This is a genomic window from Massilia sp. UYP11 (assembly GCF_050434805.1).
Lineage (GTDB): Bacteria > Pseudomonadota > Gammaproteobacteria > Burkholderiales > Burkholderiaceae_D > Telluria.
Genome location: NZ_JBNDJE010000003.1, coordinates 403,163 through 416,777, shown reverse-complemented (window position 1 = coordinate 416,777; position 13,615 = coordinate 403,163). Strand labels below are relative to the sequence as shown.

The following is a 13,615-nucleotide window of genomic DNA, read 5'->3' as shown; positions in this document are numbered from 1 at the left end:
GTCGGGTCGAGGTCAGGCATACGCTCCGGCATTGCCAACACCACCAGGACACACAAGAATGAACAAGAATATCGCCATCGTCGGCGCTGGATTCTCCGGGGCCGTGATCGCAAACCAGCTGGCGCAGGCCGGCTATACCGTCGACGTGTTCGAATCGCGTCCCCACATCGCCGGCAACTGCTATTCCGAACGCGACGCCGAGACCGGCGTCATGGTCCACGTCTACGGCCCTCACATCTTCCACACCGATAACGAGCGCGCCTGGGAATTCGTCAACCGCTACGCCGAGTTCAAGCCTTACGTCAACCGCGTCAAGGCCATCACCGGCGGCAAGGTGTTCACCCTGCCGATCAACCTGTTGACCATCAACCAGTTCTTCAACAAGACCATGGGGCCGGCCGAGGCGCAGGAATTCCTGCAGAGCCTGGGCGACAAGTCGATCGAGAACCCGACCACCTTCGAAGAGCAGGCGCTGCGCTTCGTTGGCCGCGAGCTGTACGAAGCCTTCTTCAAGACCTATACGATCAAGCAGTGGGGCCTGCACCCGAGCGAGCTGCCGGCCAGCATCCTCAAGCGCCTGCCGGTGCGTTTCAATTACGACGACAATTACTTCAACCACAAATACCAGGGCATGCCGGCCGACGGCTACACGGCGCTGGTGCAGAACATCATCGACGTGCCGGGCGTGACCGTGCACCTGAGCACGGCCTTCGATCCGGCGGACAAAGGCAATTACGCCCACGTGTTCTACAGCGGCCCGATCGACGCCTGGTTCAAGCACGAGGAGGGCCGCCTGCCTTACCGCACGCTCGACTTCGACACCTTCCGCGCCGACGGCGACTACCAGGGCAATGCCGTCATCAATTACTGCGACGACGACAAGAAATACACCCGTATCACCGAGCACAAGCACTTCTCGCCGTGGGAAAAGCACGAAAAGACCATTTGCTACGCCGAGTACAGTCGCCAGTGCGAAGAGAAGGACGTGCCGTACTACCCGATCCGCCAGACGCGCGAGAAGGCGCAGCTGGAGCTGTACGTGAACAAGGCGAAAAACGAAGAGAACGTCACCTTCGTCGGCCGCCTGGGCACGTACCGCTACCTGGACATGGACGTCACCATCCACGAAGCGCTGCTCACTGCCGACAAGTTCCTCGACAGCGCCAGGAACGGCGAACGCATGCCGGCCTTCACCATCGATCCGATGGCATAACGGCTCAGGCCGCGCTCATGCGGCAGCCGCCGTCGATCCACAGGTCGGCGCCGAACCCGGTCTTTTCCGGGTTCATGTCCGTGTTGGCCGGCCCCGGCAGCACATCATTGATCATGTTCCCGCGCGGCCCCGGTTCGCGCGCCAGTCCCCGGGTCAGGCCGCCCGGCGCCGGCTTGCTCATCGCATACACCGACCCGTCCACCATCGGCATGTGCAGCGCATTGGTGCTGCTGATGTCGACGTTGCGTCCGTCTTCCTTCATGTGCGTCAGCACCGCCTTCGCCGTCGGCGGCGTGCCGCCGACCAGGAGTGGAAACTAACCTGTCCGAAGTCGTTTGATTGTCAACCAACGGCATACAATCGCTGGATCGCCACCGTCAAGACAGCGCCATCATCGCGGCGCGCTGGTGAAAGTCTTGCCGGGCTGGTGCGTGAAGGGGCTGGCGCGGCGTTTCATCACGCCGGCGCTTGTTGCAAGAGGGGCAGGGAGAGAGGTGACGCTCCCGCCGCGGCGGGAGCGTGAGCGAGGTCAGTGGAAGTGCTCGGTGCCGGCTGGCGCGTCTTCCGGCATTTCCGCATGCACCAGTTCGCCGGTCGGGTCGGCGAACAGCGGCGCGCCGCAGTCGTCGCAGTACTCGGCCACGTAGCGTTCGTTGATGCGCTTGATGTGGGCGATGCCGGCGTCGTTGAGGTGGGCCGCGATCTCGTTGATCGGAGACAGCGCCGTGGCGGTGACCGCCAGCGGGCCTTCCATCGGCGTGCCGTTCTCGTCTTCCTGGCCGTACAGCGGCCAGACGATGCCATACACCACGTCGGCGCTCTGGCGCATGGTGAACGAGACGCGGTACTCGTCGATCTGGATGTCCGGCGACTCTTCGCCGAAGCCGGCGATCACGGCGCGCAGGTCGGACGCTTCCACGCCCAGAATATTGGTCAGGTAGTGCACGGCGGCGCGGATCGAGATCGGGCGGATCAGCTTGTCGGCCTCGCGGCAGGCGACGTAATAGGCTTCCGGCAGCAGCAGTTCGATGCCGCAGCCCGGCAGCAGGCGTGCGATATTTGCGGTGGCCTGGGCGCGCCACTGCTCCAGGCTGCGATTGCGCTCTTCGGCGAAGCGCAGGTGGTGCTGGGGCTCTTGCCAGCGGAACAGAGGCTCGCCGGCCGGGGCGACGATCGCGATCAAGAGGTAGCGGGTGTCGGCCAGGAAGGGCGCGGTGTCGTCCAGGTGCTGGGCCGGCTTGATGGTGCTGCCCTTGTGGGCGGCGGTGGCCAGCTTTTGCGTCAGCGCCGCGGTTTCGGCGTGGGTGCGCGGCAGCTGGTCGAGCGAGTACAGGGTGGGCGCGATCGCCATCCTGGTGCCTTCGGCCAGCAGATGGGCCGAGAAGTGGGCGCCCAGGGTCGACAGCATGTCGTTCGGGATGGCGCCGGTGGCGATCGAGAAGCGGGTCCAGGCCAGGATCGGCGCCGCGACCAGCAGCGCCTGCCAGGTGACGTCGCCGCCATCGGCCTGCTCGACCATGGTGGCCGATTCGCTGACCGCCTCGACGGTATCCATCAGCACGTCGTAGGAAGCCAGGTCGTCCTTGAACAGGGCGTTCAGGGCAGCGTCGATGCTGTCCTGATGATTGGTCTTGAGCAGCTTTTGCAGGCAGGTGTCGAGTTGGCGTTCCCACGCCCGCTCTTCGGCACGGCTGGCGGCTTGCATGAGGGCTTGCGAGAGGCTGACGAGGCGCTGGCTTTCTGCGGAAAGTTTTGGAGTTGAATCTTTGGAAGGACGACGCATGGCGCTGGTGGGTCTCTTGTCAGTGAATGTTTCGAAAGTCCTGGGGGTGATGATAAACCCATATCCCCGGTATTGTAGTTGATTCGGCCACAGGTCATGAACAATGGGTGTGCCGGGGCGCGATGGCCTGCAGATGAAAAAAGGGCATGCGATCGCTTGCACATTGCACCAACACGATAGATAATGAGAATAATTCTCATTCAATAATGTTTGGGAAGAGCGATTGGTGTGTTCGAGCTGTATCTGGTTTGTGTATATACCTTGTGTATTTAGCTTGTGTTGCAGTAGCCGCCGGCGACCGGGAAAGCGCTGGCGGATGTGTCACGGAGTACCACCCCCGCCGGGCAACCGGATTCAGCCCTCCTGACGCCGTCAGGAGGGATTTTTTTGTTGGCTCGCTAAGAAGACGAACGACATGATGCTGCATATTCCCGGCGTGCTGACGCCGGACCAGGTGGCCGATATCCGCGCCCGCATGGCGGGCGCGCCGGAATGGCTAGATGGCCGCGAGAGCGTCGGCCCGCAAGGCGCGAAGGTCAAGCGCAACCGCCAACTGGGCGAGGGCACGCCGCTGGCCGCCGAGCTGGGCCAGATCGTGAGCGCGGCCCTGATGGCGAACCCGCTGTTCTTTTCCAGCGTACTGCCGCTGCGGGTGCTGGCGCCGTACTTCAACGCCTACGGCGGCGGCGAGCATTACGGGCTTCACGTGGACGGCGCCATCCGCGCCCAGCGCGGCGGCGGGGCGCCGGTGCGGGCCGACGTCTCGACCACCGTGTTCCTGAGCGAGCCGGACGAATACGAAGGCGGCGAGCTCGAAGTGGTCGACCTGTACGGCGCGCACGAGGTCAAGCTGGCGGCGGGCGACGCGATCGTGTATTCGTCGGGCAGCGTGCACCAGGTGCGGCCGGTGACGCGCGGCGAACGGGTGGCTTCTTTTCTTTGGACCCAGAGCATGGTGCGCGACGACGGCAAGCGCGGCATGCTGTTCGATCTCGACACCCAGATCCAGAAGCTGCGCGCGCAGCATGGGGAGTCGGAGATCACGGTGGGGTTGACGGCGCATTATCACAATCTGCTGAGGATGTGGGCCGAGGTGTGATGCCTGCAGGGAGGACCTTCGCCGCGCGTTAACGAGACATCGGTAAGCTCTTCCATGCAGCAGCGTCGAGAAATTTGCCCATTCTCAAGGATGCGCACTCAGGAGTTGCCAGAATCCATGCTTGTTCCGGTGAGAAATAACTGGAGGATAGCGTGGGCATGGCTCCTGACCTCAGCAGTCCCCTGCAGTCTGGAAGCGACCTGACTGCTGATAATCGTCCAATCAGGCTGAGGATATCCGGCCAGGACAAACCGGGCAGCGACATGCTGCTCCCCCAATCGATTCATGGTACTGAAACCGTATGCGGTGGCTTCAAGTACCAGATCGATTGTGTGGCGACCTCGTGCCGTCTTCCACTGAAGGATTTTATCGGCCGGCCGGCAACCCTGGAGTTCGTCACTGACCGGGGACGGCTGAGGCAAGTCAGTGGTGTCATCGCCCAAGCCAACTCGGGTGAATCCGATGGGGCGATCTCCAGCTATCGCATCATCCTTTGCGATGTGATGACGATCATGGAGCAGCGTATCAATACGCGTGTCTTCCGGTGCTTGAGCTGGCCCGAAATCGTGGTCGTCGTGCTGAAGGAATGGCTTCAGATATACGGTGCGCAGGCTGGAGCCTTCGACTACGAGTTTGCAGATGGATTTCGTCTTGAAAACTATCCCGGACGTGAGCAGACAATCCAGTTCAACGAATCCGATGCTGTATTCGTGCGGCGGCTTCTCGGCCGTTCCGGCATTGCATGGTTCTTCCGACCCGGCAGCAGTCGCGTCTTGCAACAGAACGGTCAGGCGAGCGAGTGGGCGGCAGCGCACACGCTGGTGCTGTTCGACGCCCATAGCAGTCTTGCCCGGAATGATGCCGGCGTAGTCCGTTATCACCGCGATGATGCCACCGAAGAGCGCGATTCCGTCACGCGTTGGGGAGCCGTGCGCAAGTTCCAGGCGGGTAGTGCGAGTGTATTCAGCTGGGACTACAAACAACCGGGAAACGCTCCGGCGATGGTAACCGAGGTGCCCGGCAAGATCGATCAAGGCGCTTCAGGCAACCGGTTGGCCGGCGCGGTGCAGGAATACATCGTCGAATCTCCGCATGCCGCAACGGACGGCGACCAGCTGTACCGTCTGGGACTATTGCGCATGCAGCGTAAAGAACTCGATTCGAAGTGCTTTATCGGAGAGGGAACCGTGCGCGATTTTCGCGTAGGGGAATACTTCACGATCATGAATCATCCCGAGATCGATGGCCATCCCGTGGCCGAACGCGATTTCGTCATCACGGCGCTCGACGTCAGGGCGCGAAACAACCTGCCGAGAAGCCTGGAAGAACGGGTGCAGCGGCTGTTCGCGTGCAATGGCTGGGATAGTCGACAAGGCGGGCCTGCCGCGGGCGAGAACGCCAATCCTTTCCAGATGCGATTCGAAGCCGTGCGGCGTGCCATTCCGATTGTCCCGGCATTCGATCCACGGACCGATCTGCGCGACCCCGGTCTTCAGATCGCGCTCGTGGTCGGAGCGCAGAACGAGGTCGTTCATTGCGACGAGTATGGTCGCGTCAAGATCCGGTTTCCGGCAACGCGTCCGGCCGATCATCAGCACGCCGGGGGCGCCGGCGCGTCGGCGACCGACACGGATTCAGCCTGGGTGAGGGTGGCAAACCACTGGGCTGGTACAGGAGATTCACATTGCGGCAATCTGACTCTGCCGAGAGTCGGGACCGAGGTGCTGGTCGCGTTCATCGGCGGCGACCCGGACAAGCCGATCATCATCTCTCAACTTTACAACGCACATGCCTTGCCACCGCCGTTGAGCAAGAACGCGAACCTGCCTGCCACGCGGTATTTGTCCGGCATACGCAGTCAGGAAATTCAGGGATGGCGCGCCAATCAACTCCGATTCGACGACACGCCTCATGAAATCAGCGCGCAGCTGGCCAGCGACGATGGCGCTTCACAGCTCAATCTGGGTTGGCTGACGCATCCAAGGGGCGAGCGCCGTCAGCCCCGTGGCGAAGGCGCGGAGCTGCGCAGCGACCATGCCGTGGCGATCCGCGGCGGTAAGGGTGTGCTGATCACTGCGGATGGCAAGACCAGGGCCGAAGGCAATCAACTGGATCGGGCCGAACTGACCGGACTTGCCGACGGACTGCGCGACATCGCGGACCAACTGGCAAAGCTTGCCGAAACCCATGCCAAGGATCCGGACAACGGACCTCTGCTGACCCAGCTGGTGGACAAGCTCAGGCATCTGGATCATGGGACCAATGCCGTCGAGGGCAGTGCTGGCGGCGCACCCATCGTCGCCGTCAGCGGACCGGCCGGGATCGTCATGGCGAGCGCGGAAAGCCTGGCGCTGGGCGCCGAAAAGAATATCGACCTGATCACGGCTGCGGATACGCATCTGGCGGCCGGCGGGCGGACGTCGGTACGCGCGACCAATGGACTCAGCGCTTTCACGAACGACGGTGGCATCAAGCATGTTGCGGCGCGGGGCGATATCCGCACCGAGGCGCACGACGGCGCCATTCATCAGATTGCCAAGAAAGTCATGGAGCTGATCAGCACCACGGATTGGATCGAAATCAAGGCGAGAAAGGGCGTTCGCATCTATGGCGGTGGCAGTGAATTGAAGATCAGTGCCGAAGGCATTGTCGGCAACACGACTGGGAACAGCCACATGTATGCCGCCGACCATCAGACCTTTGCGAAGAAGGCGTCTGAGGTGCAATTTCCTGACGAGCTGCCGCATCACGACATTTGCATTCCCTGCATGCTGGCGGCGGCGCGTGCGCATAGTCCATTGGTGGAGGCGGAATGAGCGGCGGCAACGGAGAACTGTCTGTGTATCTCTTGATCGATAACGGCCTGTTGCACGACCTTTCGGCTGGTTATGCGCATGCCGATGCAAAGAGTCGCCCGATCTGGCTGGCACCGGTTTACGCGCAACGCGCATTGGAGGTTAGTCCGCTCCTGATCGACGTCGAGGCGGCTTATGAAGCCGGTGACATCGAGAAAGTCATGGGCTATGTGAGCGCGTGTAAGCCGGCATTACACACGTCGATTATCGAAAGCGAATTGAAACTTGGAGAGCTCGTCCACCATTTGCGCCACTTTATTTTCATTGTCGATCCGAACGGTAAACAGTTCACGCTCAGATATGCTGATTGTGCGGTCCTAGCAACGCTCTCATCTGTACTGACGCCGGCTCAATGGGGGGCAATGAGAGGGCCTATAGCGCGTTGGGCAGTACACGATAGATCAGGATCGATCATCCATTTGCCGTTGATCGAATCAGATGCTCGTGCACCGACGCCCTTTTGCCTGGATTGGGAACAGTTGGCAATGCTCGACGAGGCCAGCGAACCCGACCACCTTATTGCAAAAGCGAAAATGATGCGTCACGGGGCCAATTTTCCTGGCAATACCGTGGAACAGCATGCTTGGGCACGAGGCGCTCTTGAGGTATGGCGAGCCGCTGGCAACTCTAATCCACTGTTCCTGACATTTTTGACTGAGGCAGTGTTAACAACACAGGGGGGTATTCTAAATAGGAGTGAGGTTCGCGAGTGTCTTGCATTAAGTAATATTGATATATTTTCTGCTCGATTGAAGGAACTCGTGGCGCGAATGTAGGGACAGTTGAACTGCTCTTGGTTACTCCAAGTTCGATTTCTCATTCCTTATTGCTCTTAGGGTGAGGTGTCTGACAGACGAAGAGCTCGCTGAGCATCAGCGTGAAATCGACCGTGATAGAAAGAAATACGGAGATTGGCGATGATGCGTGACGATTTTCGCATTTTTCCGAATAAAATTTCTCCGGTATCAGAATGCCAATCAACTTAAACATCTTTGGGAATAGTTAAGCTAAATATTTCCACGAACGGCTTAGTAAAATCGTGTGCGAAAGACAAGTTTGTCTCGAGGAATAAATCTTAGTGGTAGACGCATTCCCTGCTCTCATGTAAAGGCTCCAGGAATCTATGAAACTAATCAAAAAATTCTATTCATGGCGGAGGCTGGGAATTTCACTGGTGGCGGCGGGAATATTCGTCTCGCTCGGCTTAAGGATGTTAGAGCAAGACGTGAAAGAAGAACGCTTTCCTGCTGACGTCGTAGGCGTTCATCATCTTGGCGCAGATCATGTCGTCAATAATTTCTATATCAACAAAAGTATCAGTGATAACGTTGGAGAAGGCGGTGGGGGCGGTAGTAGAAGATGTTGTGTGAATTTACCAAGGCAACCGAGTTCAAATCTATCAGCAGACGTGCGTTGGGAGGTGAGTCGAATTATTAGGCACGCTGATCCAACTGCCCCGGAAACTGTAGAGCTTGAGGGAATATATCAAGCACAGGTGCCGGTTGAGTCATACGTAGAGCCGGGAGATTTTTATGTTCATTTTTTTTCTAATGGGCGCGTGCGAATTGTGGTGAGCAGATATACATCCAGTGGCGAACTCCATCCAATTCAGGCTGATGATGCCTTGGCGGAAAATGTGGCGACACCAGGACGTCCTATTAAGGCTATTTTTAGCAAAGGGGAATTGGATGAATTAGAGCGGAAAATTTACAATGATAGAAAGTTACATGGGGACTGGAGATGAAAAATACAAAAGAATCGAAATTTACAGTTCTTCCAGTTAAAGCCTCGCCAGCTTCGCAAATTAAGAGGGTCCTTCCGGAGAGCGAGTGTAACGTAAAAAAATGCGAAAATAGAATAAATGTGGGAATATTTTTTGATGGAACTAACAACAACCTCGATGAAGACTCTCCTTCGCGCTCCCATACAAATATTGCAAGATTATATGGCGCCTATTATTCAAATGAAAAACTCGGTTCTCATCGAATCTATGTTCCGGGGGTCGGTACGAAGTTTTCTGATATTGGAGAGAATGAGAGAAGCTCTTTGGGCGCTGGTTGTGCATTTGGCTGTGAAGGGCGGGTGATCTTCGGTTTATTAGAGATATTGAACTTTCTTCACCGGCAGTGCTATTCTGAAAACCTTTTTGATAAAAGTGCTGTTCTTGCCCTGTGTCGTAATGGTTCATATGTGAATCTTAAAATTGATAAGGAGAATTTGGCGAAGCTCGGTGAAGACAGTGGCTTGTTGGAGCCGGAGATGGGAGATGGGAATAGGCGGGATTTTTTGACGCGACAATGTAAGCTCTTGAAGGAAAAACTCAAGACTGGAAAGCCTCGTATTGTAGAATGCTTCATCGATGTTTTTGGATTCTCCAGAGGTGCAGCGGAAGCACGAGTGTTCTGTAGCTGGTTGAATGAATTGCTTGTTGGCGAATGCCTCGCTGGGGTGCCGTTGCGTTTCCGGTTTGTTGGAATTGTCGATACTGTTGCATCGGCGGGATTTTGGTCTGGCGTAATTGCGTTTGCAACCAAATCAACTGGGGGGCACGGCGCTTGGGCTAGTGCTGAAGCTCTGCGCTTACCATCTTCCGTTAAAAACTGTGTGCACATGGTGGCAATGCACGAGCTTCGACGAAACTTCCCTCTCGATCTCATTGGCATTGATGGAAAAGTGCAGCAGGGCTGGCTCCAATTTGCTTATCCGGGTTCGCATAGTGACGTCGGTGGCGGATATCGGCCAGGGGAACTCGGTATTGCGGTAGGGGACGATTCACAAAAACTGTCACAGATACCTTTGAATCATATGCTGGAATGTGCTGTGGCAGCTGGCGCTCCGATCACTAAATCACGTCCTGCCGACGGAGAATATGATCCATTTGCTATTCACCCCGATCTTGCCAAGGCTTACGAAGAGTTTATTGACCAAGCTACGTTGAACCCGCGGCCAGTTTACGAATGGCTTCAACCTTATCTAAATTGGCGTTGGCAAATTCGTGACCGCTTTCACACAACTAGCCAAGTCGTTCGCGCAGGCGAGATGGATAGGAGGGTGTTGCTCAGCCATAATAAGACATTGGTCGATGATGCTAATATAATGGGGCGAATGAATAAACATAGGAGTTTCGGTCAGATGGCACAGGCGGCGATGAAAACCATCATCATGTCTCGAAAAATACGATTTGTCGAGATTGAGATCGCTTGAGCCGGAGGCTCGATCTATACTTGAGATTGCTCAGAAGTCCAAGCCGACGCCTACTTCTTTCGCCAGATTATTTGAACACTACGTGCATGATTCGCTCGCTGGATTTAATTCGCCTATACTGGAAAGCCCTGGTTATTGGCGCTACCGAAGAGTCTACCTCGGTACCGATGATCACGCTGTTGCGGCGGTCCATCATGTGGATACTGGGACCAGCGCCGTCTGACGATCTAAGGGAAAAAGATACCATGAAGGATCAAAACGGACGCGGCGTTATCCGCCTCGGAGATAAAACCAGCCATGGCGGAGAGGTTATATCGGCAGCCGGAGATTTCACAGTGCTCAGCAAGCGAATCGCCGTCGAAGGGGATACTACTTATTGCCCCAAATGCGAAGGCCAATTCCCGATCCAGCCCAGCGGAAGCACCCGCAAGCATCACGGCAAACAGGTCGCATATGACCAGGATCTCACCGCGTGTGGCGCCAAGCTCATCTCTTCAATATGACTCCCACTGCCATCTGGTGACACTCTCGAAAATGTCTGGCAGGACAGGATCATGCAAACACAAAAGGGCTGGAACCCTCCCGGATTCCAGCCCTTTTCGCTTGAAGCGGCAGCCCGCCTGAGCGGGCTTACCCGATTTAGGCAGCCAGCAACTGACGCAGCACGAACGGCAGAATACCGCCATGCTTGTAGTAGTCGACTTCGATCGGGGTGTCGATACGCAGCAGCACTTTGACTTCCTGCGATTCGCCGTTTTCGCGGTGGATCACCAGGGTTGCCAGTTGTTGCGGCTTGATCTCGCCTTCCAGGCCCTTCAGGTCGTAGGTTTCCTTGCCGGTGATGCCCAGCGATTCGACGCTGTCGTTGCCGATGAACTGCAGCGGCAGCACGCCCATGCCGACCAGGTTCGAGCGGTGGATGCGCTCGTACGAACGCACGACCACGGCCTTCACGCCCAGCAGCTGGGTGCCCTTGGCGGCCCAGTCGCGCGACGAGCCGGTGCCGTACTCTTCGCCGCCGAAGATCATGGTCGGGGTGCCCGCGGACACGTACTGCATTGCCGCGTCGTAGATCGACATCTGTTCGCCCGACGGCTGATGGATGGTGATGCCGCCTTCGACTGCGCTGCCATCGGCCTTCGGCGGGATCATCTTGTTCTTGATGCGCACGTTGGCGAAGGTGCCGCGCATCATGATCTCGTGGTTGCCGCGGCGCGAGCCGTAGGAGTTGAAGTCCGCCTTCAACACGTTGTGTTCCTTCAGCCACTTGCCTGCAGGGCCGTCTTCCTTGATCGAACCGGCCGGCGAGATGTGGTCGGTGGTGATCGAGTCGCCGAACACGCCCAGCGCGCGTGCGCCGGTGATGCCGGTGGCGGCCGCTTTCGGGGTCATCTCGAAGTCGGCGAAGAATGGCGGTTCGGCGATGTAGGTCGATTCAGGCCAGTTGTACACCTGGCCTTCGGTCGACGACACGCGTTCCCACAGCGCGCCAGGGTTGCCCTTGACGTCGGCGTAGTTCTTCTTGAAGACTTCCGAGTTCATCGCGAAGCGCATCAGTTCGCCGATCTCTTGCGAGGTCGGCCAGATGTCGCCCAGGTAGACGTCGACGCCGTTGGTGTCCTTGCCCACCGGCTCGGTCATCAGGTCCTTCGTCATGTTGCCGGCGATCGCGTAGGCGACGACCAGCGGTGGCGAGGCCAGGAAGTTCGAACGGATGTTCGGGTGAATACGTGCTTCGAAGTTGCGGTTGCCCGACAGGACGGCGGCGGCGATGATGTCGTTCTGGGTGATCGCGGCGTTCAGTTCCGGGGTCAGGTCACCGGCATTGCCGATGCAGGTCGTGCAGCCGTAGGCGGTCACGCCGAAGCCCAGCTTGTCCAGGTAAGGCAACAGGCCAGCGGCGGTCAGGTACTCGGTGACCACGCGCGATCCCGGCGCCAGCGACGACTTGATGTGCGGCGCCACGGTCAGGCCGCGCTCGACGGCTTTCTTGGCCAGGAGGCCCGCGGCCAGCAGCACGCTCGGGTTCGAGGTGTTGGTGCACGAGGTGATGGCGGCGATCAGGATGTCGCCGTTCTTCACGCGCACGCCGTTGGTGGTCTCGTAAACCTTGTGCAGGTCGTCCGGGTTCTTGTTGAAGCCGTTCTGGGTGGTCGGCTTGCTGAACAGGTCGGTGAACGTATTCTTGACGTGGCCCAGTTCGATACGGTCTTGCGGACGCTTCGGACCAGCCAGCGACGGGGTCACGGTCGACAGATCCAGTTCCACCACGCGGGTGTAGTCGATCTCGCCTTCCTGTGGAATGCCGAACATGCCCTGGGCCTTGTAGTAGCCTTCGAAGGCCGCCAGTTCTTCTTCGGTGCGGCCGGTGCCGCGGAAGTAGTCGACGGTGGCTTCGTCCACCGGGAAGAAGCCCATGGTCGCGCCGTATTCGGGCGCCATGTTGCCGATGGTGGCGCGGTCGGTGGTCGACAGCGAACGGGTGCCTTCGCCGAAGAACTCGACGAACTTGCCCACGACCTTTTCCTTGCGCAGCAGTTCGGTGATGGTCAGCACCAGGTCGGTCGCGGTGCAGCCTTCGCGCAGCTTGCCCTTCAGGTTGACGCCGATGACGTCCGGGGTCAGGAAGTAGACCGGCTGGCCCAGCATGCCGGCTTCGGCTTCGATGCCGCCCACGCCCCAGCCGACCACGCCGACGCCGTTGATCATGGTGGTGTGCGAGTCGGTGCCGACCAGGGTGTCGGGATAGTACATGTCACCCTGCTTCATGACGCCGCGCGCCAGGTATTCCAGGTTGACCTGGTGGACGATGCCGAAGCCCGGTGGCACCACGCCGAAGGTGTCGAACGCTTGCATGCCCCACTTCATGAACTGGTAGCGCTCGTTGTTGCGCTGGAATTCCAGTTTCATGTTCAGGTCGAGCGCGTTCGGCTCGCGGAAGTGGTCGATGGTGACCGAGTGGTCGACCACCAGGTCGACCGGCACCAGCGGCTCGATCTTCTTCGCGTCAAGGCCCATCTTGGCGGCGACGTTGCGCATCGCGGCCAGGTCGGCCAGCAGCGGCACGCCGGTGAAATCCTGCAACACGACGCGGGCCACGACGAATGGGATCTCGTCGGTACGCTCTGCGGTCGCGCCCCAGTTGGCGACTTGCTTGACGTGCTCTTCGGTGACCTTCTTGCCGTCGCAGTTGCGCAGGACGGACTCGAGGACGATACGGATCGACACCGGCAGGCGCGACAGGTTCACACCGAGGTTTTCCGCCAGCGCCGGCAGCGAATGGAGCTGGCCGCTCTGGCCTGCGCCGATCGGGAATTCCTTCAGTGTGTTCAGAGTGTTGCGAGACATAATCTCTCCTTCAGTGGGAATATTGTTATTTCAACAGCAGCGTTCACGGAAATAACGGACAGATAACTTCGGGCGACAGAACAGCGCGGCGTTCCGGGAAAATCCGCGCCGCA

General features: G+C 58.6%; 10 protein-coding genes. 7 read left to right on the top strand and 3 right to left on the bottom strand.

Translation table 11 applies throughout. The features are described 5' to 3' along the window. Window positions 1-58: 58 nt before the first annotated feature. Window positions 59-1,213, top strand: a complete 1,155-nt coding sequence (gene glf / locus ABIB38_RS08520; RefSeq protein ID WP_429203327.1) for a UDP-galactopyranose mutase — start codon at window positions 59-61, stop codon at window positions 1,211-1,213. A 4-nt stretch (window positions 1,214-1,217) separates the two neighbouring features. Here glf and ABIB38_RS08515 read toward each other — a convergent pair whose 3' ends face one another. Both ABIB38_RS08515 and ABIB38_RS08510 read right to left on the bottom strand, forming a co-directional pair. After that, the gene (locus tag ABIB38_RS08515; RefSeq protein WP_429203384.1) at window positions 1,218-1,520 is read right to left on the bottom strand and encodes an SDR family NAD(P)-dependent oxidoreductase; all 303 of its coding nucleotides are present in this window, start codon (window positions 1,518-1,520) and stop codon (window positions 1,218-1,220) included. 222 nt (window positions 1,521-1,742) lie between these two features. Then, window positions 1,743-2,996 (bottom strand): DUF2863 family protein, encoded by a 1,254-nt coding sequence (locus ABIB38_RS08510; protein ID WP_429203326.1) that lies wholly within the window; start codon window positions 2,994-2,996, stop codon window positions 1,743-1,745. Between the two features lie 415 nt (window positions 2,997-3,411). Here ABIB38_RS08510 and ABIB38_RS08505 point away from each other — a divergent pair, with 415 nt between their 5' ends. From ABIB38_RS08505 to ABIB38_RS08480, 6 genes are all read left to right on the top strand, one after another. Further along, window positions 3,412-4,095: a Fe2+-dependent dioxygenase gene (locus tag ABIB38_RS08505; RefSeq protein WP_429203325.1), complete on the top strand. Its 684-nt coding sequence runs from the start codon at window positions 3,412-3,414 to the stop codon at window positions 4,093-4,095. A gap of 158 nt (window positions 4,096-4,253) precedes the next feature. Next, a complete protein-coding gene (locus tag ABIB38_RS08500) occupies window positions 4,254-6,911 on the top strand; it encodes a type VI secretion system Vgr family protein (protein ID WP_429203324.1) in 2,658 nt (885 codons plus the stop codon). Next, window positions 6,908-7,726, top strand: a complete 819-nt coding sequence (locus tag ABIB38_RS08495) for a DUF4123 domain-containing protein (RefSeq protein ID WP_429203323.1) — start codon at window positions 6,908-6,910, stop codon at window positions 7,724-7,726. Before ABIB38_RS08500 ends, ABIB38_RS08495 begins: the two co-directional genes overlap by 4 nt. Before the next feature lie 347 nt (window positions 7,727-8,073). Next, a complete protein-coding gene (locus ABIB38_RS08490) occupies window positions 8,074-8,694 on the top strand; it encodes a DUF3304 domain-containing protein (protein ID WP_429203322.1) in 621 nt (206 codons plus the stop codon). Beyond that, window positions 8,691-10,154 carry a T6SS phospholipase effector Tle1-like catalytic domain-containing protein gene (locus tag ABIB38_RS08485; RefSeq protein WP_429203321.1) on the top strand — a complete coding sequence of 488 codons (1,464 nt, stop codon included), beginning with the start codon at window positions 8,691-8,693 and terminating at the stop codon, window positions 10,152-10,154. Before ABIB38_RS08490 ends, ABIB38_RS08485 begins: the two co-directional genes overlap by 4 nt. Before the next feature lie 245 nt (window positions 10,155-10,399). Beyond that, a complete protein-coding gene (locus tag ABIB38_RS08480) occupies window positions 10,400-10,657 on the top strand; it encodes a PAAR domain-containing protein (RefSeq protein ID WP_429203383.1) in 258 nt (85 codons plus the stop codon). A 136-nt stretch (window positions 10,658-10,793) separates the two neighbouring features. Here the strand turns inward: ABIB38_RS08480 and acnA are convergent, their stop codons facing one another. After that, window positions 10,794-13,502 carry an aconitate hydratase AcnA gene (gene acnA / locus ABIB38_RS08475; protein WP_429203320.1) on the bottom strand — a complete coding sequence of 903 codons (2,709 nt, stop codon included), beginning with the start codon at window positions 13,500-13,502 and terminating at the stop codon, window positions 10,794-10,796. Window positions 13,503-13,615: the final 113 nt, after the last annotated feature.

Excerpts from the sequence above, each read along its gene's own strand:
- glf (WP_429203327.1), top strand. The coding sequence starts at position 59 with ATGAACAAGAATATCGCCATCGTCGGCGCTGGATTCTCCGGGGCCGTG.
- ABIB38_RS08510 (WP_429203326.1), bottom strand. The coding sequence starts at position 2,996 with ATGCGTCGTCCTTCCAAAGATTCAACTCCAAAACTTTCCGCAGAAAGC.
- ABIB38_RS08505 (WP_429203325.1), top strand. The coding sequence starts at position 3,412 with ATGATGCTGCATATTCCCGGCGTGCTGACGCCGGACCAGGTGGCCGAT.
- ABIB38_RS08500 (WP_429203324.1), top strand. The coding sequence starts at position 4,254 with ATGGCTCCTGACCTCAGCAGTCCCCTGCAGTCTGGAAGCGACCTGACT.
- ABIB38_RS08495 (WP_429203323.1), top strand. The coding sequence starts at position 6,908 with ATGAGCGGCGGCAACGGAGAACTGTCTGTGTATCTCTTGATCGATAAC.
- ABIB38_RS08490 (WP_429203322.1), top strand. The coding sequence starts at position 8,074 with ATGAAACTAATCAAAAAATTCTATTCATGGCGGAGGCTGGGAATTTCA.
- ABIB38_RS08485 (WP_429203321.1), top strand. The coding sequence starts at position 8,691 with ATGAAAAATACAAAAGAATCGAAATTTACAGTTCTTCCAGTTAAAGCC.
- ABIB38_RS08480 (WP_429203383.1), top strand. The coding sequence starts at position 10,400 with ATGAAGGATCAAAACGGACGCGGCGTTATCCGCCTCGGAGATAAAACC.
- acnA (WP_429203320.1), bottom strand. The coding sequence starts at position 13,502 with ATGTCTCGCAACACTCTGAACACACTGAAGGAATTCCCGATCGGCGCA.